This window comes from Streptomyces sp. CNB091, from assembly GCF_000377965.1.
Genome location: NZ_KB898998.1, coordinates 236,323 through 261,036 on the forward strand (window position 1 = coordinate 236,323; position 24,714 = coordinate 261,036).

The following is a 24,714-nucleotide window of genomic DNA, read 5'->3' on the forward strand; positions in this document are numbered from 1 at the left end:
CCGCCCCGTCAGCCCTTGCACAGATCCGCGGTCTTCAGGTCGGCGGGCGGGATCTCCGTCTCCCCGAACCCGTACGGCTCCAGCAGCTGCACATAGCGGGAGCGGTCCGACACGATCTTCTTCAGCTCGCGGTTGAAGGAGTCCCGCAGGTCCTCGTTGCCCTTGCGGAACACCGCGCCGCCGGGGGAGAACTGCTCCTTGCCGTCCAGCTGCGGCACGAACGCCTCGGTGACCTCGGTGTCCGGGTTGGTCTTCGCCAGCCAGCGGAGCGAGATGCCGGTGAGCATGAAGGCGTCGACCCGGCCGCCCTTGACGGCGTCGGCCCCGTCCTGAGGCTTCTGCAGCGTCTTGATCTTGTCCTCGGCGATGCCGGCGCCCTTGGCGTAACTGCCCTCCACCGCACCCGACATCACGCCGACGGTGATCCCCGCCTCCTTCGCGGAGGCCAGATCGGTGATCTTCTTCGGGTTGCCCTTCTTCACCATCAGGGCGGTCGGCGAGATGAACTCCGGCTCGGAGAAAATCGCGTTGCCGCAGCGCTCCGGGGTGATGGCCATGCCCGCGCTGACCACGTCGTACTTCCCGGCCTGGAGTCCGGGGATCAGCCCGTCCCACTCGGAGAGCGTCGGCTTCAGCTCGTCCACCCCGAGCGCCTTGAAGATCTCCCGGTGCAGCGTCGGGGCCTCGCCCTTGAGCTCCTTGCCCTCCAGGTACCCGTACGGGGCCTCGTTGGCGTAGGCCACCCGTACGAAGCCCTGCTTGCGGAGCTTGTCCAGGGCGCCCTCGCCCGTCGCGGAGCCGGAGTCGGTCTTGCTGCACGCGGTGAGGAGGCCGGGAACGACGAGGAGGCCGCCCACGGCCGCCGATCCGTTGAGAAAACCCCGGCGGGACAGGTTCGGGAATTCAGCCATGGTTCGCAATCTCCTGGAGGTCGAACAGTCCGGACAGAGTGACCCCCTGCCCGATCCCGTACGTCTATGCAGGAAGCCGGAGGCATGTAACCCAACAGTGGCCGGAAGGTGACCTTCCCGTGCCCGAAGGAGGCGGAGCGCGACCGGGAGTGTGCGGGGCGTGTTCCCCCGTCACGCGGGAATCATGACTTCGCATCAGCCACTTCTGTGATCAGCTGTCGCCATGGTTGCCATGTGGACAAGCGTCGTAGCGGTCGGGGGCACGCTCATGGGTGCCGTGATCACGCATCTCTTCCAGCGCCTCGCGGCCACGCGCAGTGAGCGGTTCGCGCGGTCGGAGGCGCTCCGGCAGGAGCGCACCGCCACCTACAGCTCGTTCGCCGCGGCGGTGGAGGACTATCGCCACGGTCAGGCGGGCCGCTGGTACCGCATGCGGCAGAGCCATGTGGCAGAGGCCTTCATCGAGGCGCGCGACGAGGCCCATCGCCTGCGGACGGCCACCCGACAGGTGCTGTACCGGGTCAAACTGCTCACCGACGACCAAGAAGTGATCCTCGCCGCCGAACAGGCCTACCAGAGCGCACGGGACGTGTCGACCGCTCAGGACCAGGCCGAGCACGACGCGTTGGACGCCGGGGCGAGGCAGGCGATCGAGGAGTTCGTCACCCGGGCCGCGCCCCTGACCCGTTGACGCGTGGGCCGGAGGCGTCGGGTAGGTCCGAGGCGTCGGGCGGGTCTGACGCGTCGGGCGGGTCCGGGGCGTCGGGCAGGTCCGGGGAGGGGACGTAACCGCGGTCCTTGTCGACCGTGTTCGGCAACGGTTCGCCCCGTGACCACCGCTCGTACATCGCCACGAACTGCTCGCCCAGCCGGTCCCGCCAGCCCGCGGTGTTCCCGCCCAGGGCCGGTGTCAGGACGAGCCCCGAGGCGTCCCACAACGGGCTCCCGGGGGCCGGTGTCTCCTCCTGGAAGGTGCTGAGCGCCGCCCCCGCGAGCCAGCGGCGGTTCAGCGCGTCCACCAGGTCGGCCTCGACCACCGTCGCCGCGCGCCCCGCGCCGATGAACCGCGCCGACGGCTGGAGCAGCCCGAAGAACCGGCTGTCGAACATCCCGCGCGTCGACTCCGTGAGCGGGACCGCCGCGACCACCCAGTCCGCCCGCGCCGCCAGCCGGTCCAGGTCCGCCACCCCGTGGATCGTGCGCCGGGCCGTCCGCCCCACCAGCGCCACCGTGAGCCCCAGGCCGTACAGCAGCCGGGTGACCTCCCGGCCGATCGGTCCCGCGCCCACGACCAGCGCCCGCGAACCGGCGACCCGCTGCCCCTCCCGCTCGTGCGGGCGCCGCTGCCGCCGGCACTCCAGGACGCCGGGGAGATCCGTGGCGAAGGCCAGCACCAGACCCGCCACGCACTCCGCGACCGGCCGCTCGAAGACGCCCCGCGCGTTGGTGAGGACCGTGTCGGACGCCGCCAGCTCCGGGCAGAGCACCCGGTCCACGCCCGCGCTCGCCGTGTGCACCCAGCGCGGCCGGGCCCCCGGTCCGGGCCAGGCCCGCCGCACCGCGTCGGACGCCAGGTCCCACACGAGCAGGACATCGGCGGCCGGGAGCAGCCCGGCGAGCGAGGAGGCGTCCGCGTGCCGCACGTCCACCCGGCCGGTCAGCCGGCCGAGCCGCGGGGAGGGTGCGGCGTCGAGGACGAGCAGGACGGGATCCGGCATCGCTGGTCGGCCCTCCGTGACGGAACGGACGTACGGGATCCGCCCACGCTCGCAGCAGGCTCCCCCGCCGTCAACGAGGCCCGGCCGCGCACCCCGGTGCTCGCCCGGGGGAATCGGCCGCGCGCCCCGGTGCTCGCCCGGGGGAATACTGGGAAGACGTCGGGGCACGAGTGACCGGTCGCGCGGTCACGGCCGCCGGAGCGTCCGGAGGGGCCCGCAGCGACCCCCTGGCGGGACCGCCGCACAGTGCGGCGAGCCGTCGACGTACGGGAAGGGTGGACATGACGACCGTAGGACTTCTCTACCCGGGCCACGCCGCCGAGGACGACTACCCACGGACCGAGATCCTGCTCGACACCGACATCCGGCTGCCCCTGTTCTCCACCGAAACGGGGGAGGACGCCTACCGTGCCGACGCGCTGCGCGAGCAGGGCGCCCCCGCCCGGATCGCCGAGGGCGTCGAGGAACTGCGTCTCGCCGGGGCCGAGGCGCTGCTGTGGGCCTCCAGTGCCGGCAGCTTCGGGCAGGGCTGGGAGGGCGCCCACGAGCAGATCGCCACCCTCGCCCGGAGCGCGGGCCTGCCCGCCTCCAGCACCTCGATCGGCTTCGTCCACGCGCTGCGCGAGCTGGGCGCCGGCCGGGTCGCCGTCGCCGCCTCCTACCCCGAGGACGTCACCGGGCTCTTCGCGGAGTTCCTGGCGTCGGCGGGCGTCGAGGTGGTGGCCGCGGCGTCCGGCGGGGCCGCGTCCTCGGCCGAGGCCGGGTCCTGGGTCCCGGAGCGGGTGAAGGGGCTGGCGCGGGAGGCCGACCACCCGGACGCCGAGGTGGTGCTGATCCCGGACACCTCCCTGCACACCGCCGCGTACGTCCCCGAGCTGGAGGAACTGCTCGGCAAGCCCGTGCTCACGGCGAACCAGGTCACGGTGTGGGAGGGGCTGCGCCTCACCGACCGCCGGACGTGGGCCCCCTTGCTCGGCACCCTGTTCGCCACCCGTGCGCCGGTGCTGAGGTCGCTGGAGCCGAAGGGCATCGAGGTACGGGAGTAACCCGGCGTCCGGTCGTCCGGTCGTCCGGCAGCCGGGACGCGGCGCCCGGGTGATGTGCGGGAATAAGCGGAGCCATCCTCCTGTTGTACCTCTCCGATACCCAGCCGTACGACAGCAGTACCGGGAGAGGCCCACACGTGGACGAGATCCGAGGCGACGAGACCCGCAGCGACACGAGGGGTGACGCGACCGGGGGCGCGAGCGGCGGTCCGGCAGACGCCGACGGGATCCGGGGCGCCGCAGCCGGAACGGCCGCCGTTCCGCTGTCCGTCCTCGATCTCGTCACCGTCGGGCACGGCCGTACGGCGACCCAGGCCCTGCGCACCAGCGTGGACATCGCGAAGCTCACCGAGAGCCGCGGCTTCCACCGCTTCTGGGTCGCCGAACACCACTCCATGCCCGGGGTCGCCTCGTCCTCCCCGGCCGTGATCCTGGCGCACGTCGCCGCCCACACCGAGCGCATCCGGCTCGGCTCCGGCGGGGTGATGCTGCCCAACCACGCGCCACTGGTGATCGCCGAGCAGTTCGGCACCCTGGAGGCGATGGCCCCGGGCCGGATCGACCTCGGCCTCGGCCGGGCCCCGGGCACGGACGGCGCGACGGCGGCGGCCCTGCGCCGCAGCGACCGGCTCAACGAGGGGGCCGATGATTTTCCGCAGCAGCTCATGGAGCTGATCCGGTTCCTGGACGACGACTTCCCCGACGGGCACCCCTACGCCCGGATCCACGCCGTGCCCGGCCCGGTCCAGGCGACCGCCCCCGGCGGGGTGCAGTCCGCCCACCGGCCGCCGGTCTGGCTCCTGGGCTCCTCCGGCTTCAGCGCGCGGCTGGCCGGCACGCTGGGGCTGCCGTTCGCCTTCGCGCACCACTTCTCGGCGCAGAACACCATTCCCGCGCTCGACCTGTACCGCGAGTCCTTCCGGCCCTCCGCCGTGCTGGACGCCCCGTACGCCGCGATCGGGGTCTCGGCGCTGGCCGCCGACGACGAGCGCGAGGCCCGCCGCCAGGTGCTGACCGGCGCCCTGTCCATGGTCCGGCTGCGCACCGGCCGGCCGGGGCTGATTCCCAGCCCCGAGGAGGCGGAGGCGTACGACTTCTCCCCGATGGAGCGGGAGTTCGTCGACGGCTGGCTGGCCAACGTGATCCAGGGGACCGCCGACGAGGTCCGCGGTGGCCTCGACGACCTGGCCAAGCGGACCGGCGCCGACGAGCTGATGATCACCGCCAACGCGCACGGCGGCGAGGCCCGGCTGCGCAGCTACGACCTGATCGCGGACGCGTACGGCCTGCCGACCGCTCCGTAGGCCGTGCCGGGTCCCGGCCGGTGGGCGTCAGCCTTCAAGTTGCCGGAGCCCGGCCGGTCACGCTCAGCCCTCCAGCGGCCGGGACCCGATCAGCCCGGCGATCTGCTCCGGCGCCACGGCCCGCGAGTACAGCCACCCCTGCCCGGTGTCGCAGCCGATCCGCCGCAGCCGCTCCGCCTGCCCGGCCGTCTCCACGCACTCCGCGGTGACGGTCAGGCCCAGGCGGTGCGCCAGCTGCACCATGGCCTCCACGATCGTCTCGTCGGCGGGGCTCGGATGCGTACCGTCCTCGTACCGGAAGCCCTTCACGAACGCCCCGTCCAGCTTCAGCACGGAGACGGGCAGCCGGCTGAGGTAGGCGAGGTTCGAATAGCCCGTGCCGAAGTCGTCGATGGCGATCCGCACGCCCATGTCGCTCAGCGCCTGGAGCGCCCGCAGCGGACGGCCGCCCGAACCCATCACCGCCGACTCGGTCAGCTCCAGCTGGAGCAGCCCCGGGGCCAGCCCGGTCTCGGCCAGGATCCGGTCCACGTCGGCGACGAGGTCGGAGTCCCAGACCTGCCGTACGGCGACGTTGACGCTGATGAAGAGCGGCGGCTCGTCCGGGTGGTCGAGCTGCCAGCGCCGCGCCTGCCGGCACGCGGTGCGCAGCACCCACCGGCCGAGCTGGACGATCGATCCGTCCTCCTCGGCGATCTGGACGAACCGATTCGGCGGCAGGACACCGAACTGCGGATGGTTCCAGCGCACCAGCGCCTCGACGCCGCGCAGCACCCCGTCCGCCATCCCGACCAGCGGCTGGTACTCCAGCGTGAACTCGCCGCGCTCCACGGCGGGCCGGAGCGTGGAGGAGAGGGACTGCCGGGTCATGCGGTGGGCGTTGCGCTCGGGGTCGAACAGGGTCCAGCGGGCCTTGCCGTCCGCCTTCGCCCAGTACAGCGTGGTGTCGGCGGCCTGCATCAGACCGGTGGGCGAGGTGCCCGCAGCGGTCCGTTCGACCACCCCGATCGACGCGGAGACCGAAAGCCGCTGTCCGGCGAGGTCGAACGGCTGCTGGAGCGCCGCCAGGACCGAACGGGCCAGGTCGGCGAGTTCCTCCGTGCCCGCCGAGTCCTCGACCAGGATCGCGAACTCGTCGCCGCCCAGGCGTGCCACCAGCCGGCTGCCGCCGGGATGGCGTGAGGCGTCGTTCTCGGCGCAGTCGGTGAGCCGCGCGGCGACCGCGGCCAGCAGCCGGTCCCCGGTCCGGTGCCCCAGGGTGTCGTTGATCGCCTTGAAGCCGTCCAGGTCCAGGTAGCAGAGCCCGATCCGGGCGTGCTGGCGCGGCGGCAGGGAGTCGTCCTGGTACGGCGGGGTCTCCAGCGCCGAGGCGAGGCGCTCGAAGAACAGCGTCCGGTTGGGCAGCCGGGTCACCGGGTCGTGCATCTGAAGGTGACGCAGCCGCTCCTGGAGCTCGCGCCGGTCGCTGACGTCCGCGATGGTCAGCAGGACCCGGGCCGGCTCCGCCGCCGACGTTCCGGTCATCGGTACGACGGTGATCTCGGCCCACAGGGAGCGCCCGTCGGGGTGCTTGAGGCGGCGGGTGCAGCGGAACCGGGAGCGGCGGCCCAGCAGGACCTCGCGGTAGGCGTGCCAGGTGCGGTCGTCGGACGCGAGGTCGAGCAGCTCGCTCGCCTGCCGCCCGGCGAGGACCGCCGCCGCGGCGCCCAGGAGCCCGCCGAGCGCCTCGTTGGCCCGCACGACGTGGCCCCGGCCGTCGACGACGCCCATGGGGAGCGTGGCGGCGTTGAAGGCGGCCCGGTAGTCGCGCAGTTCGGAGGCGGTGGGACCGCCGTCGGCGGGGGGCGGGGTCCCGGCGCCCGGATCCCAGGGCGCCGGGTCCGTGACCGCCGGCTCTGTGACCGCCGGCTCCGTGACCGCCGGCTCCGTGACCGCCGGGGGTGAGTCGGCTGGTCCCGTGACCGGCGGGGCCGAGACCGTTGGGTCCGTGACCGCTGGCTTCGTGATCGGTGGGTCCATGACCGTAGGGTCCATCGCCGTCGTGTGACGCTCCGTGACCGGCGCGGGGGGCACGCCGGAGGCCGTGCCTGCCGGGGCGCTCGGCCCTTCGGAGGTTCCGCTCACCGCTCGCTCCCGCTGTGAAGGTCGTCGTGAACTGGTGGGGTCGGACTGGCCACCGAGTGGCGGTCCCGTGAACGGGCCCGTTCCACGCGGGAAAGCGTGGTGAAGCATAGAGGGTGCCGCGTCGGCCCTTCCAGCTCACCATCCGGTCCGCGCCATCGCACGCGTCCGCGAGGTGACGGGAGCCGACGTTCCGCTTTGCCCGATCCTGATCATTTCTGTGTAGATCTGTTTCATCCGGTGGCTCGAATGGTCGGCGGTGACGTTCCGTGAAGGTGTGGGTGGCGATTCTGTTCCGCTCTGTCCCGCTGAACCCGTGTGGGGCAGCACAACAGGGCGTGGCGTGGTGAAGCGGCACAGGGTGGACGGGATGGACCGTGTTTCCCCACCCGGAGGTCGATGTGCCGTGCCGTCGCGGACCCGGGGGAGCGGAACGGCCGCCACTGCGCAGTCTGGCCGCCGCCGCCACCTCCCTCCTGGCGCTCGCCGCCACGTCCCTCGTCGCGGGCCCCGCCGCGGCCGCCATGGAGGACGCCACCCCCTGCGCCCTGCCCCGGACGGCGGCGCACCACTCGCTCGGCCTGGACACCTGGAACGCGGCGTACCCGCGCCCCGACCGGGGACTTGACGCGGTCATGATTTTCCTGTCCTTCCCGGACTCCGATCCCACCCTCACCCCCGAGTCGCTCACCGCCGACCACTTCCCCGCCACGACCCGCTTCTTCGAGCGCGCCAGTTATGGCCGGTTCACCCTGCGCCCCCATCCGCGGCGGAACTGGACGCAGATGCCGCGCGACTCCACCTGGTACGGCATAGAGCGTGACTGGAACGCCGAGCGGCGGACCGCCTACCTGCGCGACGCCATCGACGCCGCCGACCCGGACGTGGACTTCTCCCGGTACGACGTCGTCTACCTGGTGGCCGACCCGGACGCCCCCGGCGTCGACTCCGACGCCACCAAGGTCGTCAACTTCGACCGGCCGCTGCGCGCCGACGACAGCGACATCCGGCGCGTCGTCACCGTCTTCGAACAGCACCCGCCCGACCGCAACGTCCTCGCCCACGAGACCGGACACGTCTTCGACCTCGCCGACCTCTACCACCGGCCCACCGACGGCAAGGGCGACTGGGACACCCACGTCGGCGACTGGGACGTCATGGGCAGCCAGTTCGGCCTCGCCCCGGACCTGTTCGGCTGGCACAAGTGGAAGCTCGGCTGGCTCGGCGGACGCCAGGTCGTCTGCGTACAGGGCTCGGCCGACCTCACCCTCGAACCGGTCGCCGCCGCCCCGGTCCCCGGCGGGTCGATCGGGACCCGGCTCGCCGTCGTCCGCACCGGTGCCGACAGTGTCCTGGCCATCGAGGCCCGCAGCGCCACCGGGAACGACCGGGACACCTGCGCCGAGGGCATCCTGATCTACCGCGTCCGCAGCGAGACGGCCTCCGGCGGCGGGCCCGTCGAGGTGATCGACGCCCACCCGGACACCGGGGCCTGCTGGGACCGCTCGGTCTACCCGCCGCTGGCCGATGCCCCGCTCGCCGTCGGGGAGACCTTCACCGTGCCGGGCGACGACACCCGCGTCGAGGTCGCCGACCGCACCCCGTCCGGCTCCTGGACGGTCCGGATCACCACCGGCGTCCGGAACGGCCCTGCGGAGAGCTCCGGGGAGGACCTCGCCGCCCACGGGTGAACGAAGAAACCCCCCGCTTCCGCGGGGGGCTTCTTCCGTCTGTGCGCCGTCAGGGACTCGAACCCCGGACCCGCTGATTAAGAGTCAGCTGCTCTAACCAACTGAGCTAACGGCGCCTGGTGACGTCGTAGACATTAGCACCCTGATCCGCCCGAGGAAAAATCGAATGCGCGGCACTCGGGGACGACGCGGACCGGCTCACCCGCACACACGCCCAGAGCAGCACATCGGGGCCCGGGAGCCATGGACTGCGGGTGTCGGGGGCGACCACCCAACGCGGCCCGCCCTCGGACGACGCGCAGGTCAGCGGGGGTACGGTCACGGCGTCGCCGGTGCCGTGACAGAGCAGGGGCGGCACCGTGCCGCGCTGCTTCCCGGAGTCTCCGGCGCCCCCGGAACCTCTGGTTCCCCACTCCTCCCAGGCGAGCAGCGAGGGCAGCCGCTGGGCCGTTCCGGGGGCGGCGAACAGCAGCATCCGGCCCCGGTGCGTGGCGACCGGGCCGGAGCCGGGCCCCTCGGCCCAGAGCTGCTCCAGCATCCGCCGCCCGAACAGCGCCGGCACGTTGACGATGTCGAAAGCGGAACCGCAGGGGAGCACGCCGGGAGCCTTGGGGCGCTCCTCCCAGTGGGCGAGCGTGCTGCGCGGATAGGGGGCGGCCCCCGCCAGCCAGGCGGCGCCGGCCGCCGTGACCTGTGCGGCCTGGGGGCCGGACTGGTCCCGCAGCAGGGCGAAGATGTCGACGCCGTGGTGCGGGGCGGCACCGGCTTGCAGGGTCGTTTCGTCTTTCAGCCATGCGCTCATGAAGCAAGGTCTACCGGGAGTGACGGAAAGGATTCCGAGAGTTGCCGGAAACCGGGACAGGACGGGAGGGGGAGGGGTATCTTGCCCGCCGGAATATGCCACGGGACCTGACCCCCGGCCTGGCGTACCGACATCTGCCCCCCCGGGCCCCACTTGTCCCACTGGCCCCACCTGTCCCACGGGCCCCGTCCACCCCACTTGTCCCACCTGTCCCACGGGTCACGTGGGCCACGTGGGTCAGGCTCTGGGCGCGTCCAGCAGGGAGCGGCCGAACTCGATCATCTTCTTCGCGTAGTCCTCGGTCCACTCCGCGCGCTCCGCCACGTCCGCCGCGGTCAGCCGGTCGAACCGGCGCGGGTCGGCGAGCTGGGCCGCCGCCATCGCCTGGAACTCCACCGACCGGTCCGTCGCCGCCCGGAAGGCCTGCGTCAGCTCGGTCGCACGGGCCAACAGCTCACGGGGGTCCTCCATCGACTCCAGGTCGAAGAAGTGCTCCGGATCCGCCGTGGCCTGAGACGGCTCGAAAAGCAGCGGCGCGGGGCGCAGCCGCTGCCGTTCGTTCCGCTCGGACTGTGTCATGTGGTGTTCCTCCCTCGGACGACCTGATGACCGGAGGATCCGGACGGCCACCCTCCATTGTCCAACCCCGCGCAAGGGGGCCGGGGCGTACGGCGGGGGCGCGGGGGAGCGCCTCCCACGTGGGGCGGCAGGGCCGAGACGGGCACCGGGCCCAGGGCGGCCGGCACACGTCCCCGGCTCAGGGCCGCCACCGGACCCGTCGTTCCGAGAGGTGGGCCAGCACCGCGTGGTTCGCCTCCCAGCCGTCGGGGAACTTCACCGTGACGCCCAGCTGGACCGGCTCCGTGGACGGGTGCTCGTCCAACAGGTCCGCCACCCCCTCCCGGCACACCACGATGCAGGCATGCCGGTGCCGCGAGGCCAGCACGCACAGGCGGCCCGTCTCCAGGTGGAACGCGGTCGCGTCGGGACGCCCCGACAGCGGGTGCAGCACCACCGTGACGTCGAACTCGCGGCCCTGGAGCCGGTTGGCCGTGTCCACCGCCACCCCCGTGACGCCCAGCTCCGCGAGGGCCGCCCGCACCGCCGCCGCCTGGTCCCGGTGGGCCGTGCCGACCGCCACCCGGTTCGCCGTCACCGGCACCGGACCCTCGGCCCGCTCGCTCGTCGCGACCCCGCCCCGGTCCAGCAGCCGCCGGACCACCAGCGCCACCGCCCGTACCGCCTCGGGATCGGTGCGCGGGGTGTGCCGGGCGGGCAGCTCCAGCAGCCCCCACCCGGACTCCGCCGCCTCGTCCAGCACCCGGTCGGGCCCCGAACCGTCCGACGCCACCCCGAAGGAGAGCTTCCGGTCCCCGTGGTCCGTACCGCTGCGGAACGGCGTGTACGGGTAGAACGCGTCCGACACCAGCGGGGCCGCCGACGCGGGGAGCCGCCACGACACCGGCAGCCGGTGCTGCGGCAGCTCCGGATTGTGCGCGAGCAGCGTGGACACCGCGCTCGCGGACGGGTCGTAGCTCAGTCCCGCCCACTGGTCGGCGCCGACGATCGAGAACGGGTCCAGCTGGCCCGGGTCCCCGACGAACAGCGCCCGCTCGAACAGCCCGGCCACGGCCAGCAGCGCGTCGGAACGCATCTGGTACGCCTCGTCGACGATCGCGTGCCCCCACGGCTCCACGTTCTTCACGTGCGCCCACTTGGCGGCCGTCGAGATCACCACGTCGAGCCCGGCCAGATCCGCCGCCTTCGCCGACTTCCGTACGTTCTCCAGCCCGTCCAGGACCTTGTCGTACGGGTCGGAGTCGCTGCTGTGGAGCCGGCCCACCGGCAGCTCCGGATCCTTCTCCGCGAGCCGCACCACCAGGTCGTCGACCTGGGCGTTGGTCTGCGCGATCACCATCAGCGGATGCCCGGCGGCGGCCAGCTCCAGGGCCGCCCGGACCACCAGCGTCGACTTCCCGGCGCCGGGGGGCGAGTCCACGACGATGCCCCGGGCGCTGCCGCGGAGGGTGTCGTCGAGGATCGCGCCGGTCGCGCGTGCCGCCTCCGCGCCCGGGTCGAAGACGGTCGTCATCACAGCAGGCCCTCACAGACGGCGGTCGTCACAGCAGATCCTCCGGGGTCACGGGGTCGGGGCGCTCCGCACGCGTCGCGGCGTCCGCGCCCGGCGGGCCGCCGTGGGTCCACGGCGTCTCCTCCGGGTCGGGCAGCTTCGGACCGCCGCGCTGGTCGTGCTCGAACAGGGTCCAGGCGATCCGCTCGCCGGGCTCCGGCACCGAACCGGGCGCGGGCTCCTTGCCCCGGCCCATCCGGTCCAGGATCCGCAGCACCAGCGGGACCTCGCCGTCGTCGGCCGGGGGCCCGTCCGCGTACCGCACGAACTCCGCCGTCTGCGGCTTGCCCTCCAGCGAGCGGTAGACCTTCGTCCGCTCGGCCAGGTGCGGACGCTCGTCCGTGCGGACGGTGACCAGCGGGCGCGGGGAGGGCCGCTTGGACTCGGTGTACGCCATCTCCACCTCGGACACCGTGGCGATGAACGCCTCGCCCGCCAGCCGCCGCCCCGCCAGCACCAGCGGATCGTCCAGCGCCTCCTGCGCCTCCAGCTGGGCCTGGGCGGTCTCCCGGGAGGCCAGCTTCTGGGCCGCCGTCACCGCGTCGTCGCGGCGTGGCTGCGGCGGCTCGCCCGAACGCACCCGGTCCCGGTGCGCGGTGAACGACCACCGGTCCCGGGTCCAGCGGTCCTCGGCCCGGGACCCCTCGGGCAGCTTCCGCAGCAGGTCGAGACCACGCCAGACCGCGTCCCAGGTCGGCAGCATGACCCGCGCCAGCAGCGAGCGGATCTCCCGCTCGGCGGCGCTCAGCTCACCCAGGCGGGCATCGGCGGCGAGCCCGTCCTCGGCCGACGCGAGCGCCGTCCGCGCCCGGTCGTACCGCTCGATCGCCGGGGCGAGGAGGCGGTTGTCGAAGTCCGGGTCGGTGGCCGGACCCGCCGGCGGGCACAGCAACTGGCCCTCCCCGTCCCGGGCCAGCTCGGCCCGGAGCGCGGCCTCGGCCCCCGAGGAGCCGGCCGGCGGGTCGATCCAGGCCAGCAGCGCGCCCAGGTGCTGGTCCTCCAGGCTGCTCTGCCCGGTCGCCCAGTGTCGGTTCAGCAGATCCGTGACGGCGGGCAGCAGTGCGGAGCCGGGCACCCGGGCCCGCTCCCCGTAGTGCGTCAGCCAGCGGCCGAGGAGCGGCACCCGCGCCGGGGCCGGGTACGGGGTGTCCGGATCGTCCTCGGCGGTGCGGCGGAACCGCATGGACCGGCCCAGCAGCCGGACGAACTCGACGCCTGCCCGGCTCGGCACGATCAACTGCGCCGCGTCGGTGCACAGCTCGACCTCGACCTTGGTCTTCTTGCCGGTCGCCGGGTCCGTCTCGTTGCGCTCGGCGGGCTCGACGACATCCGCGTACGCCTCGATGTGCGGCAGGACGGCCTCGGCCAGCTCGGCCAGGAACGCGAACCGCAGGTCCCGGTCGCGGGGCTGGGCGACGGCCAGCAGCCGGGGCGCCTCCCGGTCCGTGCCGACCAGCGCCCCGAGCGGGGCCCCGGCCTCACCGGCGGTGGTCAGCGGCACCAGCACGAGGGGCCGGTCGGTGAGATGGCGGTGCCGGACGGTCGCCAGCGGCTGGGCGCGGCCGGTGTCGACGGCCTCCAACCGGGCCAGGGTGGTGATCAGCGACATGCGGCCGCACCCTCCGGCGCCTCGTCACGCGGGACGGAGCCGTCGTCCAGCGTCCCGGCGCGTGCGGCGGAGGCGCTCTCCAGTGCCTCGGCGCGCAGGGCGGCGGCCCGGCGCAGCGCGGCGACCGTCGGATCGTCGGGGTCGCCCTCCTTGCCCGCCGCGGCGGCCAGCACCCCGGCCACCGTGGTCAGCCCGCCCAGCTCACCGCGCACGCTGCGGCCCAGCGTCTCCACGGCCCCCTCGGCCCGGGACCTGGCCCGGCAGTGGAAGGCCAGCTCGCAGGCGGCCAGGCACTCAGGGGCGTAGGCCGGGGGCACCGCCGCCACGGCGGCGTCCAGCTCCTCGGGCGGGCACGCCGGATCGAACGTCGTCCCCTCCGGCAGCCCCGCCGCGATGTCCTCGACGCGCGTCAGCCGGGTCAGCTGCCGGCGGGTCACGGCGCGCTGCTTGCGTACGTCCACGACGGAGGCGGTCGGCAGGTTCGAGAAGTCCTTGGGGCAGACCAGCAGCACCCGGTGCCCGACCTCCGCACCCTCGGTGACCGCCGCGACCCGCTCCAGCGCCAGCACGTACACCGCGGCCTGCCGGGCGGCGGCGCCGACCTTCGACGGGTCGGCCGAGGCGTCGATCATGGGAAACGACTTGATCTCGACCACCGTCCACCGGCCGTCGGGGTGCACCACGACCGCGTCGGGCTCCAGATAGGCGGGGGAGCCCGCCACCTCCAGGGCCAGCATCGGGTGGTCCAGCAGCGCCCAGCCGCCCGCCGCCGTGGCCTCGCGCAGCGCGAGCGCGGTGCGCGCGGCACGGCCCTCGGGACCTGCGGCGCTCAGATCGGGGGTGGCGGCTTCCCCGGCCGGGGCCTCGGCCCCGCCGCCGAGCCGTTCGTACAGCAGGCGCAGCAGCTCCGCCCCGCCGTCGGCCTTGACCTTCGCCTCGAACGCGTTGCCCCGCATGAAGGCGAACTGGGACTGCCCGAAGGGGGCGGGGGAGCCGAGCGCGGTGGCCAGCACGCCCTTGTCCACCCCGGCGCCGTCGAGCAGGGCCCGCCGCTTGCAGCCGGGGTTGGCGGCGAGGGCGGCCAGGGCTCTCGCGTCGAGCGGGTGCGGTTGGACGGACGGGCCGCGCAGCTCAGCGAGCCGCTGCCGGAGCGTCGTCGCTCGCGGCCGCGTCGGCGTCGTCGCCGGCTGTCGTGCCGCTGACTGCCGTGCCGGGGGGATCTGCGGAGGTGGTCCGCTGGCCGGGGATTCGCTCACCCGGGGAAGTCTTGCATCCGGTACTGACATTCGGGGGCACGCCCGCGGATACGGGGCCGGCGGCGGTGCTCCGGCCGCCCCCGCCGCCGCCCGCGAACAGGACGGCGGCCGGCCCGGTGAACCGCGCCGCGCCCCACGCCTTGAACCGGTCGGCGATCCGCATGACGGGCCTGACCAGCAGGGCTCCGACGCCCATCACCGCGGCGCCCGCGACGGCGTCCAGGAAGTAGTGGTTGGCGGTGCCCATCACGATGACCGTGGTGATCAGCGGATAGACGACGCCCGCCGCCCGCAGGAGGGGATGGCGGCCGTGCCGCCACAGCAGGATCCCGCACCAGAGGGCCCACCCGACGTGCAGGCTGGGCATCGCCGCGTACTGGTTGGTCATCCCGCTCAGCCCGCGCGGGGCGCTCGCCCCCTCGCCCCACCAGCCGTACGCGCTGTACTGCGCCATCGTGTCGACGAAGCCGTGGCTCGCGTCCAGCAGCCGGGGCGGGCACGTCGGCATCAGCGTGAAGCCGACCAGCCCCAGCAGCGTGGAGTTCATCAGCCAGACCCGGGCCGCCCGGTACGCGGCCGACCTGCGCCGGAAGATCCATATGAGGACGGCCGGGGTGACCAGGTAGTGCAGGGACGCATAGGCGAAGTCGGCGGGTATCCCGAGCGACGGGGTGCTGGTGAAGAGACGGTTCAGCGGGTGCTCGGCGTTGAGGTACAGCGCCTGTTCCAGCCGCAGGATCGCCAGGCCGTGGTCGACCGCCGTCGACACGTCGCCGCGCACCAGGAGCCGGCCCACCGAGTACAGCGCGTACACCACCGCGATCAGTGGCAGCTCCGTCCACCAGCGGGGCCGATGACCGGTCGCGGGCGGCGCGGTGGCGTGCGGCATCCGGTAGCTCTCCCCATGTTCATGCGGCCGACGACGAACGTTCAACCGTACGGCGGCACCGTGCCGCCGTCTCCCCCGGGGGTCCCCTTCCGGACGTCCCGTACGCAGCGGCCCCGCCCTGGTTCGAACTCCCGGCCGGGGCGCTGCGCAGGATGGGACGCCCGCACGGCCCGGGAGGTTGCCTGCCGGGCCGGTACGGGATGATGGAAGGGCCCGACAGCACCAACGTTCCAGGGAGAGCCTTCATGGCATCGCGCATCCTGCTCGCCCGGCACGGCCAGACCCAGTGGTCGGTCCGGGGCAACCACACCGGCAGGACGGACATCCCGCTCCTGGACGACGGGCGTGAGGGCGCGAAGCTCCTCGGCGAGCGGCTGCACCGGGAGCCCTGGGCGGGGCTGCCCGGCGTCGAGGTCCGCACCAGCCCGCTCGTCCGGGCCGCCGAGACCTGCCGGCTCGCCGGGTTCGGGGAGCGGGCCGAGCCGTGGGACGCGCTGATGGAATGGGACTACGGGGCGTACGAGGGCCTGACGCCGGCCCAGATCAAGGCGGACCGGCCCGACTGGCTGATCTGGCGCGACGGGGTCCCGGACGGGGAGTCCGTCGCCGACGTCACCGCCCGCGCGGACGAGATCGTCGCCTGGGCCCGTTCGGCGGACCGGGACGTCCTGGTCTTCGCCCACGGGCACATCCTGCGGGCGCTGGGCGCGCGATGGCTGGGCGAGGACCTGTCCTTCGGCGCCCGCATCCGCCTCGACCCGACGTCGCTGTCGGTCCTGGGCTGGGCGTACGGCCTGCCGGCCGTGGAACGCTGGAACGACACGGGCCACCTGGACCGCTGACGCCCCACCCGGGCCACCTGGACCGCTGACGCCCTACCCGGGCCCACCCGACCCTGCCCGAGCCCACCCAAGCCCGTCCGGCGATTGAGGACGGAACCCTTCGTCCGGTGGGCGGGATCTTCACGGGTCCCGTGGCGCGGGAGGCCCTGATCAGCACCCTGGAACGTGCTGATCGGTTCCGTCCTCAAACGCCGGACGGGCTGGGTTTCGCACCCTGGAACGTGCTGATCGGTTCCGTCCTCAAGCGCCGGACGGGCTGGGTTTCGCACCCCGGGAGGGTTGCGCACCCCGGAACGCGCCGAGGTGGCCGCGGACAGGCCAAGCGGGGCCCGGCGGGGCGGGCTTGACCGAGACGGGCCGAGGGGTCGCTACCGGCCGGGGTGGCCGCCGCCCGCGCCGGGCAGGGTGCCGGGCGCGCCCGGGGGCGACTCCTGGTGGCGGGTCAGGAAGGCGGCCACCGGGCCCGCCCCGGCCCGCGGCTCCAGCACCCGCGCCGCCCCCGCCAACATCCCCCGGATCCGGGAGGACTGGACCCGGGTCAGCAGGTCCAGCACCTGGTGCCCCGTCGCCGCCGCCTCGTCCACCCGCCCCGCCCGGGCCAGGTCACCCGTGAGCTGGGCCCGGTACAGCGCCAGGTTCCGGGTGAAGTGCGCGTCCTGGAGCGTCGTCGCCCGCCGCCCGTGCCGCGCGGCACGGGACCAGTCGCCCAGCGCCGACCAGCACTGCGCCTCCAGCAGCTCCAGCTCCGCCTCCCGGAAGAAGCTCATCCACTCCGGATCGCCCGTCGTCGGCCCCCGGTCGAACGCCGCACGGGCCCGCCCGATCGCCCGGTCGCACCCCGTCCGGTCCCCGAGCCCCGCCCGGCCCCCCGCCTCCCGCAGCGCGAGCAGGGCAAGCAGTCGGGGCGACCCCAGCGTGCGGGCGGCCCGCTGGCCGGCCTCCGCCGCCCGTACCGCCTCCCGGGGCCGCCCCGCGTCCCGGGCCAGGAACGACGTGTTGCAGAACGCGTGCGCCTCAAGTCCCGCGTCCCCGGCCAGCCGCGCCGTGGCCAGCGCCTCCGCGTAGTGCGAGCGGGCGTCGTCGAAGCGGCCCGAGTCGTGGGCCAGCCAGCCCACCGAGATGGCCAGCTCGCCCGCGCCCGCGTGCAGCCGGTCCGAGGTGGCGCGCCGTGCGGTGGTCCCGGCGTCCAGCAGCTCGTACGCCGCGCGCAGCGGCTGGGCCGCCCGCCGGTAGAGCCCGTCCGCGCCGTGCCGGTCGTCCAGCAGCCGGATCTGCCGTACGGCCTTCTCGACGGCGTTCACCTCCGCCTCGCCGACCCGGCGCTGCGCGGGCAGAGAGACCCGGGCGGCGGAGGCGGGCGCCCCGCCGAGACCCAGGGAAGCGGCCGCCACCGTGGTGGTGCCGCTCGTCATGAACACGCGACGCAGCACGTCGCTCTCCTCGGGGATGTCGTCGGTTTCGGTGTCGCGGTGGAGAAGGGTGGGGCCGGAAGGGAGAGAGGAAGAGGAAGAGCCCGAAGCCACCGCCTCCGTCGCGGGCGGCGGTTCGGACACGACCCGGGCGCCCCGCCCCCGTACGCTCTCGCGGGCCGAGAACCCCAGGTCGGCCAGGGACGCCCCCGGGAACATGTGCAGGAACACGCGTTCGTAGGCGTAGTTGGGGCAGCGGATCTCCCCGGACTCCACGCGCCCGATGTAGCGGGCGTCGCACGCGACCTGCTCCCCGATCTCCCGGGCCGCTCTGCGGACGGCCGCCGCGAACTCCCCGGCGGACCGCTGCCCGCGCAGCTGACGGAAGGCGAGGTTGGGAACTGCCGCTGTCGCCGCCATGGCCGGCCCCTCTCTGGTGCGGCCGGGGCCCGTGGATCCCGATGCCCCGGCGGAGCAAGAACGTACCTGCTGTGACGGGACGCACACGCAGCGTTTCGTTACGAAAGGGGCATACCGCCCCCGATCTGCCATGAACTGCCACCCTTTGCGGCGGTGTGGGCCCGTAGCCCTTGACGCGCCGGGGGCGTTGGTCCATGTGGAGACGGAGCGTGGCTCCGTTCGGCGATGAGAGGAGGGGTTCCCTTGTTGCATCTCGGCAGGGAGACCGGCTCACGGACGACCTCGACGAAACCGATGGCCCCGGCGCAGGGGGACCAGTCCTTGGACCTCGTCACGGTCCCCGCCCGGCAGGGGCTGGAGGCCGTCGACATCCTCCGCCGCGGACGGGACCAGGAGCCCGTCGGCCCGGTCCTGCACGACGGTGCCTGCGACACCCTCGGATTCCTCGTTCCGCCGGGCACCGCCGACGCCTGGGACGTACCGGGCAGCGCCTGTACGCGGACCGACGGCCGTGGGCTGCGCATCCCCGCCGAGCCGCCCGGCCCCGGCTCCGGCTGGCTGCTCCCGCCCGCCGAGGACGCCCCGGTCACCGATCCGGCCGTGCTCCGCGCCGCCCTCGACCAGGCCGCCCGGCTGATCGAGGCGGCCGACAACTGCTGCTGAGCTCATAATGGCCGGACGGGCGGAACACCTCCGCGCGGCCGGCGACCCGGGCCCCCATCAGCAAGGACCAGCGAACGTGGCACGTCGAGGAGCGCCGGCCCACGGCAAGGACAAGGCCGCGGGCAAGGCCAAGGCAGCCGGCCGGAACAAGGCCGCGGGCAAGGGCGGAGCCGACGGTGCGAAGGGGCGTCAGGGCGGCGGCCGGGGATCCGGCCGGGCCGAGCGGGAGCCGGTCTCCCGGCAGGTCGGCGGCGGACTCGCCGAGCTCATACCCGACCGGGAACGCCCGGCCGCCTGGACGCTCCTGATCGACGGCGCCCCGCAGTCCCACGTGGACCTCGACGACCCCGGGCACCTCTCGTTCGCCTACCAGCGCCGCCTCGGCCACGTCATCGACCTCGCCGCACCCCCGCTCCAGCCGCTGCACGTCCTGCATCTGGGCGGCGGCGCCTTCACCCTCGCCCGGTACACCGCCGCGACCCGCCCCCGCTCGACCCAGCAGATCGTCGAGCTCGACGCGCCCCTCGTCCAGCTCGTCCGCGACCGCCTCCCGCTGGACCCCCAGGCCCGGGTCCGGGTCCGGGCCGCCGACGCCCGCGAGGGGCTCGGCAGGTTCCCGGACGGCTGGGCCGACCTGGTCATCGCGGACGTGTTCAGCGGCGCCCGTACCCCCGCGCACCTGACCTCCGTCGCATTCCTCGCGGAGGTGCGCCGGGTCCTGAAGCCCGAAGGGCGGTACGCCGCCAACCTCGCCGACGGCCCTCCGCTCGCCCATCTGCGCGGCCAGGTCGCCACCGCCGCCGCCGTCTTCCCCGAACTGGCGCTGGCCGCCGACCCGGTGGTGTGGCGGGGCCGCCGTTTCGGCAACGCGGTCCTGCTCGCCTCGGCCGTGGCGCTCCCGGTCGCGGAGTTCACCCGGCGGGTGGCGAGCGACCCGCACCCCGGCCGCGTCGAACACGGCCGCGCGCTCACCGACTTCACCGGCGGCGCGGCCGTCGTCACCGACGCGGCGGCCAAACCGTCGCCCGCGCCGCCGCCGTCCGTCTTCGAGAACCCGTGACGGCACCTGGGGCGACCCTGATCACGGTTCGACGACCTGCACCGTCGGCGGAGCCCCGTTCCAGGTGCAGAACACCGAGTACGTCGTCCCGTCCTTCCCGCCCCCGTCGCTGAAGTCCACCCGGATCCACGCGTCGTTCGTCCACACCTGCATCGACCAGCCCGGCTCCGGCGTCGCCGAGACGAGCTTCGCCGAGCGCCTGCCGAGCTCGAACACCACCCGGCCGCCGTCGGTGCGATAGCTCTTCACCTCGCCCGAGGTCGCGGGCGCGGGCGGCTTCGCCGGGGTGGCCGACGGCGTACGGGAGGGGCGCGGGGCCGACGGCGAGGGGCTCGCCCCGGCGGTGCGCGAGGAGGCGGAGGGGGAGGGGGAGGGGGAGGTCCGGTGCGTCGAGGAGACCAGCGGCTCCCCGGTGCTCTGCCCGATGCGCTGAGGCGGCCCCGAACCCACGGAGACCGGCACGGCCCGGGGCGGGTCGTAGGCCGTCCCGGTCATGACCGTGTGCACGCCCCACCAGGAGAGCGTGACCGCCGCGCCGGTGGCGAGCGTCCACGCCAGCGCGTGTACGAGTCCTCGTTGCATCGGCACATCCTGCACCACCCGGCCCGCCTCGCCGGCCCCGGAGGTCGTGAACAACCGCTCTTCTCCGGCCTTTGCGGAGGATTCCGACGGGACCGGGACCGGGCCCGTCGGCATGGCGTACGGTGCCGCCCATGGCAAGTGTGCTCGTGGTCGAGGACGACCAGTTCGTACGTTCCGCCCTCATCCGGCACCTCAGTGAGGCCTCCCACACGGTACGGAGCGTGGGCACCGCGCTCGAAGCGCTGCGCGAGGTCGCGCACTTCCGCTTCGACGTGGTCATCCTCGACCTCGGGCTGCCCGACCTGGACGGCGCCGAGGCGCTGAAGATGCTGCGGTCCATCACTGATGTGCCCGTGATCATCGCCACCGCCCGGGACGACGAGAGCGAGATCGTCCGGCTGCTCAACGACGGCGCCGACGACTACCTGACGAAGCCGTTCTCCGTGGAGCACCTCTCCGCCCGCATGGCCGCCGTGCTGCGCCGCTCGCGCGCCGCCGGCGGTGAGGTGGCGCCGCCCAGGGTCATCCGCGTCGGCGGGCTCTCCATCGACCCGCTGCGCCGCACCGCCGAGCTGGACGAGGCCGAACTCGACCTGACCCGCCGCGAATTCGACCTGCTCACCTTCCTCGCCGGACGGCCCGGTGTGGTCGTCGCCCGCAAGGAGCTGCTGGCCGAGGTCTGGCAGCAGTCCTACGGCGACGACCAGACCATCGACGTCCATCTGTCCTGGCTGCGCCGCAAGCTCGGCGAGACCGCCGCCCGGCCGCGCTATCTGCACACGCTGCGCGGCGTCGGCGTGAAGCTCCAGCCGCCGGCCGATGCCCCGGCCGGTGCCAGGACCGACGCCCCGGCCGGTACTCCGGTCGACACGCCGTTCACGGAGCCGCCCGCATGAGATGGGCCCTGGTCAAGGTCTGCCTCGCGGTCACCGCCATGGTCGTCATCGCCTTCGCCGTGCCGCTCGGACTCGTCATCCGGGAGATGGCCAGCGACCGGGCGTTCTCCGACGCCGAACGCCAGGCCGCGATGATCGCCCCGACGCTCTCCATCACCACCGACCGCGAGGAGCTGACCCGGGCCGTCCTGTCCACCGAACCGGGCGACCGGGGACGCCTCGCCGTCCATGTCCCCGCCGAGGGAGGGACCTTGGACATCGGCACCCGGCGTGCCACCCCCAAGGACGTGGCGACCGTGCGCAAGGCCGGGCGCGCCTCCATCACCGAGGTCACCGGCGGCTTCGCGCTCCTCCAGCCGACCGCGCTGGGCACCGGGGACATCGCCGTCGTCGAGGTGTTCGTCCCCGAGGGCGAGGTCTCCCACGGGGTCGCCACCGCGTGGCTGACGCTGGCGGGCGTCGGCGTCGCGCTGATCGTCGGCTCGGTCGCGGTCGCCGACCGGCTCGGCGTACGGATGGTGCAGCCCGCCCAGCACCTCGCGAGCGCCGCCCAGGACCTGGGGGAGGGCCGCCTGGGCACCCGGGTCCCCGAGGACGGCCCCACCGAACTACGTTCAGCCGCGATCGCGTTCAACTCCATGGCCGACCAGGTCGTCCAGCTCCTGGCCAACGAGCGCGAGCTGGCCGCCGATCTCTCGCACCGGCTGCGCACCCCGCTCACCGTGCTCCGGCTGAACGCCGCGTCCCTCGGCGAGGGGCCGGCGGCCGAACAGACCCGGGCGGCGGTCCAGCAGTTGGAGCGCGAGGTCGACACGATCATCCGGACGGCCCGCGAGCAGCGCCCGCAGTCCCCGGGCGGGCAGGCGGGGGCGGGCTGCGACGCCTCCGAGGTGATCCGTGAACGCATGGGCTTCTGGTCGGCGCTCGCGGAGGACGAGGGCCGCGAGGTGCGCCTCGCGGGAGTCGACCGTACGGTACGCATCCCCGTGGCCCGCCCCGAACTGGCCGCAGCCCTGGACGCGTTGCTCGGCAACGTCTTCCGCCACACCCCCGAGGGCACCGCCTTCTCCGTCGACGTCCACCACAGCGGCGACGCGGTCATCGTGCTCGTCTCCGACGCCGGCCCCGGGATCCCGGACCCGGAGGCAGCCCTCGCCCGGGGCGGCAGCGGGCGCGGCGGAGCGGGCGGGTCCGTCGGCTCCACCGGCCTCGGCCTCGACATCGTGCGCCGGGTCGCCGAGTCCACCGGCGGCGACCTGCGCATCGGCCGGTCCGTCCTCGGCGGCACGGAGGTCCGGATCTGGATCGGCCTGTTCGGCAGCCGCCCCGAGCGCGGCCGGCGCGGTCACGGCCGCCGGGTCGGCCGCCGGGCCGGCTGGCAGCGGCGCAAGGAACCCCGGACCACGACGGTCCCCGGGCCCCAGCATTAACCCGCGCCGATGGGTTCCTTAAGCCCGCCCTAAGAACATCAACTGCGGTCCGTAACGCCCTCTTTGTTCGTTCCGTTGCCGCTAGCGTGCTCCTCGTACCTCCTCGTCGGCGGTACAGACCCCCACGCCGGCCCCCGCCGCCACCGGTCGCCCCGGTGGCGGTGGGGAAACCGGCACCCAGTAGCCCGTACGTCCCCCTCGGGCCTCCGAACCGCACCATCGCCCCCCACCGCGCGTCCCGGCCGGGCCCCACCCCACCTCCGGCCGGGACGTGCACCTCACCCGGCCTGGGCCCGCCACTCCTGGGCGTACGCGTCGAAGATCGCCCGCAGATGGTGGCCGATCTTCAGGTAGTCCAGATCGTCCAGGTTGGCCAGCGATACCCGCACCGACCACTCCGGGCCGTCGAAGCCGCCGCCGTTGAGCAGCACCACCGAGGTCTGCTCGGCCAGCCGGAACAGCGGGTCGACCGGTTCGTAGTTCTTCTCCAGGAAGTCGGCGAACGGCTTCCCGTGCACGCGCTCCGCCTCGGCCAGCAGGTCCAGCTCGATGTAGTACGCCGCTCGCTTCGGGTCCTCCGAGACCTTCATGTGCGCGCCCTCCAGGAGGAGTTCGAGCCGCTGCTGGACGATCGCCCGGATCCGGTGCTTGTAGGCCTGGCCCTCGTCCAACATGTCGAACAGCGAGAAGAGCACCATCATCATCTGCTGCGGCAGTGACAGGCCCGCCGTGTGGTTCAGCGCCACCTGCCGGGAGTCCGCCACCAGCCGGTCGATGAACCGGATCTTCTCCGGCTCCAACGACAGGGTTCCGTAACGCTTGTTCAGCCGGTCCTTCTGCTCCGGGTCCTGTTCCGCCAGCATCGCGTCGATCACGTTGTCGTCGTGCAGCGCGATCACTCCGAGCCGCCACCCCGTGGCCCCGTAGTGCTTGGAGTAGGAGTAGACGAGCAGCGTGTTGCGCGGCAGATCGGCCGCGAGCGAGCGGAAGCCCTCCACGAAGGTCCCGTACACGTCGTCGGTCACGATGATCAGGTTCGGGTTCCGCTCGCCGACGATGGAGACGATCTGCTCGGAGACCCGGGTGGAGAGCGCGAGGGAGGGCGGGTTGCTCGGGTTCACGCAGCAGACCAGCTTCACCGACGGGTCCGCCAGCTTGGCGATCTCCTCCTCCGGGTAGCGCCACTGCCGCACCCCGGTCTCCGTGAACAGGCTCGCCTCCACCCGCACCACGTCGAAGTCGTACGTGTCCAGTTCCGGGATCTCCAGGTACGGGGTGAACACCGGCACCATCAGGGCGATCCGGTCGCCCTTCTCCAGGATTCCGTTCTTCATCAGCGAGTCGAAGACGTAACACATCGCCGCCGTGCCGCCCTCGGTCGCGAACAGGCTCAACGTCTGTCCCTCCGGCGGCCGGTGGTCGAACATCTCGTCCGCGATGTAGCCGCGCACGATCTGCTCGGAGTGGTGCAGGATCCGGTCCGGGACGGGGTAGTTGTCGCCGATCGAGGAGTCCGCCAGCTCGTGCACGAACGCGTCCCGGTCAAAACCGAACCGCTTCACCGCCAGGTCCACGCTCGCCTTCAGCAGCTCGATGCCCGGCAGCTCCGGGTGCGTACGGACGAAGTGCTCGAAGCGCTCCGCACACCCCGGCTCCTCCGGCATGCCGCCCAGGTTGTCGGCCGTCCACACCCGGCGGGACTCCGACAGCGCGAAGTAGCCGAGCGCGTGGTACGCCTCGCGGGGCCCCGTGGCCACCCAGTTCGGGTTGCCGCGGCCCGCGTTCAGCATCGTCCGGGTCGACTTCCCCTTCTGGCCCGGCTGATCGCTCTGCGCGGCCGTCGCGATCTGGATGAACTTGTCCTTCAGCTCGAACGGGGAGAGCTGGGCGAACGACCGGATCTCTTCCCGGCTGATGCTGGTCTTGGGCATGGT

The 24,714-nt window shown here is 73.7% G+C and carries 21 protein-coding genes and 1 tRNA gene; 9 read left to right on the forward strand and 13 right to left on the reverse strand.

Annotation, left to right across the window (positions count from 1 at the left end; translation table 11 throughout):
• Positions 1 to 8: 8 nt before the first annotated feature.
• A complete protein-coding gene (gene ehuB / locus D581_RS0117825; protein ID WP_018958573.1) occupies positions 9 to 911 on the reverse strand; it encodes an ectoine/hydroxyectoine ABC transporter substrate-binding protein EhuB in 903 nt (300 codons plus the stop codon).
• Between the two features lie 223 nt (positions 912 to 1,134).
• Between ehuB and D581_RS0117830 the strand changes: the two genes are divergently transcribed.
• Positions 1,135 to 1,602 (forward strand): hypothetical protein, encoded by a 468-nt coding sequence (locus D581_RS0117830; RefSeq protein WP_018958574.1) that lies wholly within the window; start codon positions 1,135 to 1,137, stop codon positions 1,600 to 1,602.
• On the opposite strand, the gene D581_RS0117835 is transcribed toward D581_RS0117830, so the two are convergent.
• Positions 1,574 to 2,629, reverse strand: coding sequence for a D-2-hydroxyacid dehydrogenase (locus D581_RS0117835; protein WP_018958575.1), 1,056 nt, complete (start codon positions 2,627 to 2,629; stop codon positions 1,574 to 1,576). The genes D581_RS0117830 and D581_RS0117835 overlap by 29 nt on opposite strands.
• 281 nt (positions 2,630 to 2,910) lie before the next feature.
• On the opposite strand from D581_RS0117835, the gene D581_RS0117840 reads away from it, so the two are divergent.
• Both D581_RS0117840 and D581_RS0117845 read left to right on the forward strand, forming a co-directional pair.
• Positions 2,911 to 3,675: an aspartate racemase/maleate isomerase family protein gene (locus D581_RS0117840; RefSeq protein WP_018958576.1), complete on the forward strand. Its 765-nt coding sequence runs from the start codon at positions 2,911 to 2,913 to the stop codon at positions 3,673 to 3,675.
• A gap of 137 nt (positions 3,676 to 3,812) precedes the next feature.
• Complete coding sequence (locus D581_RS0117845) at positions 3,813 to 4,979, forward strand: LLM class flavin-dependent oxidoreductase (protein WP_018958577.1); 1,167 nt, start codon at positions 3,813 to 3,815, stop codon at positions 4,977 to 4,979.
• Between the two features lie 63 nt (positions 4,980 to 5,042).
• Here D581_RS0117845 and D581_RS0117850 read toward each other — a convergent pair whose 3' ends face one another.
• Complete coding sequence (locus D581_RS0117850; protein WP_026290624.1) at positions 5,043 to 7,103, reverse strand: EAL domain-containing protein; 2,061 nt, start codon at positions 7,101 to 7,103, stop codon at positions 5,043 to 5,045.
• Positions 7,104 to 7,501: 398 nt separating this feature from the next.
• Here D581_RS0117850 and D581_RS0117855 point away from each other — a divergent pair, with 398 nt between their 5' ends.
• Positions 7,502 to 8,791, forward strand: a complete 1,290-nt coding sequence (locus D581_RS0117855; protein ID WP_018958579.1) for a M6 family metalloprotease domain-containing protein — start codon at positions 7,502 to 7,504, stop codon at positions 8,789 to 8,791.
• Between the two features lie 42 nt (positions 8,792 to 8,833).
• Here the strand turns inward: D581_RS0117855 and D581_RS0117860 are convergent.
• The 7 genes from D581_RS0117860 to D581_RS0117890 form a co-directional block, all read right to left on the reverse strand.
• A tRNA-Lys gene (locus D581_RS0117860) sits at positions 8,834 to 8,907 on the reverse strand.
• Complete coding sequence (locus D581_RS1000000139130) at positions 8,898 to 9,593, reverse strand: bifunctional DNA primase/polymerase (RefSeq protein WP_026290625.1); 696 nt, start codon at positions 9,591 to 9,593, stop codon at positions 8,898 to 8,900. The genes D581_RS0117860 and D581_RS1000000139130 overlap by 10 nt, the downstream gene beginning before the upstream one ends.
• Positions 9,594 to 9,830: 237 nt before the next feature.
• Complete coding sequence (locus D581_RS0117870) at positions 9,831 to 10,172, reverse strand: hypothetical protein (RefSeq protein WP_018958580.1); 342 nt, start codon at positions 10,170 to 10,172, stop codon at positions 9,831 to 9,833.
• Positions 10,173 to 10,350: 178 nt separating this feature from the next.
• On the reverse strand, positions 10,351 to 11,685 hold the full coding sequence (locus D581_RS0117875; RefSeq protein ID WP_026290626.1) for an AAA domain-containing protein: 1,335 nt from the start codon (positions 11,683 to 11,685) through the stop codon (positions 10,351 to 10,353).
• 28 nt (positions 11,686 to 11,713) lie between these two features.
• On the reverse strand, positions 11,714 to 13,333 hold the full coding sequence (locus D581_RS0117880) for a hypothetical protein (protein WP_018958582.1): 1,620 nt from the start codon (positions 13,331 to 13,333) through the stop codon (positions 11,714 to 11,716).
• Complete coding sequence (locus D581_RS0117885) at positions 13,324 to 14,358, reverse strand: hypothetical protein (RefSeq protein ID WP_018958583.1); 1,035 nt, start codon at positions 14,356 to 14,358, stop codon at positions 13,324 to 13,326. Before D581_RS0117885 ends, D581_RS0117880 begins: the two co-directional genes overlap by 10 nt.
• A gap of 106 nt (positions 14,359 to 14,464) precedes the next feature.
• Positions 14,465 to 15,478 carry a phosphatase PAP2 family protein gene (locus D581_RS0117890; RefSeq protein WP_018958584.1) on the reverse strand — a complete coding sequence of 338 codons (1,014 nt, stop codon included), beginning with the start codon at positions 15,476 to 15,478 and terminating at the stop codon, positions 14,465 to 14,467.
• A gap of 245 nt (positions 15,479 to 15,723) precedes the next feature.
• On the opposite strand from D581_RS0117890, the gene D581_RS0117895 reads away from it, so the two are divergent.
• Positions 15,724 to 16,320: a histidine phosphatase family protein gene (locus tag D581_RS0117895; RefSeq protein WP_018958585.1), complete on the forward strand. Its 597-nt coding sequence runs from the start codon at positions 15,724 to 15,726 to the stop codon at positions 16,318 to 16,320.
• Positions 16,321 to 16,688: 368 nt separating this feature from the next.
• Here the strand turns inward: D581_RS0117895 and D581_RS0117900 are convergent, their stop codons facing one another.
• On the reverse strand, positions 16,689 to 18,149 hold the full coding sequence (locus D581_RS0117900) for an NsdA family TPR-like regulatory protein (protein ID WP_018958586.1): 1,461 nt from the start codon (positions 18,147 to 18,149) through the stop codon (positions 16,689 to 16,691).
• Positions 18,150 to 18,443: 294 nt separating this feature from the next.
• Here D581_RS0117900 and D581_RS0117905 point away from each other — a divergent pair, with 294 nt between their 5' ends.
• Entirely contained in the window at positions 18,444 to 18,812 is a 369-nt protein-coding gene (locus D581_RS0117905) for a hypothetical protein (RefSeq protein WP_018958587.1), read from the forward strand.
• 76 nt (positions 18,813 to 18,888) lie between these two features.
• Positions 18,889 to 19,872, forward strand: coding sequence for a spermidine synthase (locus tag D581_RS0117910; protein WP_018958588.1), 984 nt, complete (start codon positions 18,889 to 18,891; stop codon positions 19,870 to 19,872).
• Between the two features lie 21 nt (positions 19,873 to 19,893).
• Here D581_RS0117910 and D581_RS0117915 read toward each other — a convergent pair whose 3' ends face one another.
• Positions 19,894 to 20,454 (reverse strand): hypothetical protein, encoded by a 561-nt coding sequence (locus tag D581_RS0117915; RefSeq protein WP_026290628.1) that lies wholly within the window; start codon positions 20,452 to 20,454, stop codon positions 19,894 to 19,896.
• Between the two features lie 131 nt (positions 20,455 to 20,585).
• On the opposite strand from D581_RS0117915, the gene D581_RS0117920 reads away from it, so the two are divergent.
• Both D581_RS0117920 and D581_RS0117925 read left to right on the forward strand, forming a co-directional pair.
• Positions 20,586 to 21,350: a response regulator transcription factor gene (locus D581_RS0117920; protein WP_018958590.1), complete on the forward strand. Its 765-nt coding sequence runs from the start codon at positions 20,586 to 20,588 to the stop codon at positions 21,348 to 21,350.
• Positions 21,347 to 22,780, forward strand: coding sequence for a HAMP domain-containing sensor histidine kinase (locus D581_RS0117925; protein WP_018958591.1), 1,434 nt, complete (start codon positions 21,347 to 21,349; stop codon positions 22,778 to 22,780). The genes D581_RS0117920 and D581_RS0117925 overlap by 4 nt, the downstream gene beginning before the upstream one ends.
• A 278-nt stretch (positions 22,781 to 23,058) precedes the next feature.
• On the opposite strand, the gene D581_RS0117930 is transcribed toward D581_RS0117925, so the two are convergent.
• Positions 23,059 to 24,711 carry a bifunctional aspartate transaminase/aspartate 4-decarboxylase gene (locus tag D581_RS0117930; protein WP_018958592.1) on the reverse strand — a complete coding sequence of 551 codons (1,653 nt, stop codon included), beginning with the start codon at positions 24,709 to 24,711 and terminating at the stop codon, positions 23,059 to 23,061.
• Between the last annotated feature and the right edge of the window lie 3 nt (positions 24,712 to 24,714).